At 62.9% G+C, this 1703-nt stretch carries 2 protein-coding genes; both read left to right on the forward strand.

Features of this window, described 5'->3' with window-relative positions:
- The coding region (gene kduI / locus GGR38_RS23910; RefSeq protein WP_183629512.1) for a 5-dehydro-4-deoxy-D-glucuronate isomerase at nt 1-792 on the forward strand (792 nt) is incomplete at its 5' end.
- Between the two features lie 4 nt (nt 793-796).
- A complete protein-coding gene (gene kduD, locus GGR38_RS23915) occupies nt 797-1564 on the forward strand; it encodes a 2-dehydro-3-deoxy-D-gluconate 5-dehydrogenase KduD (protein ID WP_183629514.1) in 768 nt (255 codons plus the stop codon).
- The last annotated feature ends 139 nt before the right edge of the window (nt 1565-1703 follow it).

Here is a 1703-nt window from a genome sequence, read left to right on the forward strand (position 1 = left end):
TGCGTATCGAATGATGAACTGCGCGACCGCTATCTGGTCGGGGGGATGTTTGTTGAGGGTCAGGTGAACCTGAACTACTCGCATAATGAGCGGTTTGTGATCGGCGGCGCGGTGCCGGGTAAGACCCCGCTCAAGCTGCCCGAACAGAGCGAACCGGCCTCTGCGGCGGGCCATCCGTTTCTGGAGCGCCGCGAGGCGGGCATCGTCAACATTGGCGGCCCCGGCGCGATTACGGTTGACGGCACGCGCTATGAAATGGGCAACAAGGAATGCCTCTACGTCCCCATGGGCACGGGCGAGGTGATCTTTGAAGGCGAAGGAGCGCGTTTCTACATCGCTTCGGTCCCGGCGCATAAAACGTTCCCGATCAAGCACATCACGCTCGATCAGGCCAACCCGCTGGCCCGCGGCGATCTGGCCAATTCGAACCAGCGCACGATCTATCAGCTGGTCATCCCCGGCGTCTGCGAGAGCGCGCAGCTTCTGCTCGGCCTGACCGTGCTGGAGGAAGGCAGCGTATGGAACACCATGCCCCCGCATCTGCATGACCGCCGCAGCGAGATCTATCTCTATTTCGACATGCCCACCGAGAGCGACCGCGTGTTCCATTACATGGGCCAGCCCGAAGACCTGCGCCACATCGTAATCGGCAATGAAGAAGCCGTGATCAGCCCGCCATGGTCGGTCCACATGGGTTCCGGCACCAAGAAATATGCCTTCATCTGGGCGATGGGCGGGGAAAACCTCGACTATACCGACATGAAGGTCCTCGACATCTGCCAGCTCAAGTGAGGTCATGATGAGCTTTGACCTGACCGGCCGCGTGGCCGTGGTGACCGGTGCCAATACGGGCATCGGTCAGGGAATTGCTCTGGCCTTGGCGCAGGCCGGGGCCGATGTGGCGCTGGTGGGCCGTACGCCTGCGGAGGAAACCGCTGCGCTGGTGCGCGAGGCGGGGCGCCGGGCCGAGATCATTGGCGCGGATCTTTCGTCGATTGCTCCGGTGGGCGATGTCGTGGCGCAGGCTATTGAAAAGCTGGGCGGATTGCACATTCTGGTCAACAATGCCGGGATCATCCGCCGCAATGACAGCGTGGATTTCACCGAGGAGGACTGGGACGCGGTGGTCGACACCAACCTCAAATCGGTGTTCTTTTTGTCGCAGGCTGCCGGTCGCCACATGATCGCGCATCATGCGCAAACCGGCCAGCGCGGCAAGATCATCAACATCGCCTCGATGCTGTCGTTTCAGGGCGGCATCCGCGTGCCGTCCTACACTGCGTCCAAATCGGGCGTGGCGGGTCTGACCAAATTGCTGGCCTGCGAATGGGCCGCCAAGGGCGTCAATGTCAACGCCATCGCGCCGGGCTATATCTCCACCAACAACACGGCGGCGCTGCAATCGGACGAGGCGCGCAACCGCCAGATCATGGAGCGCATCCCCGAAGGCCGCTGGGGCAGCCCGGCCGATATGGGCGGCGCGGCGGTGTTTCTGGCCAGCGGCGCGGCAGATTATGTGCAGGGTCATGTATTGGCCGTGGACGGCGGTTGGCTGGCGCGGTGACCGGCCCTGTCGTTTGCTTTGGCGAGGTGATGCTGCGCTTTGCCACGCCTGCGGGTCGAGTGATTGCCGATGCGCAATCGCTTGATCTGACCATCGGCGGGGCGGAGGCCAATGTCGGCGTCGCGCTGGTGGCGATGGG

Origin of the sequence: Novosphingobium sediminicola, assembly GCF_014196525.1 — a bacterium.
Lineage (GTDB): Bacteria > Pseudomonadota > Alphaproteobacteria > Sphingomonadales > Sphingomonadaceae > Novosphingobium > Novosphingobium sediminicola.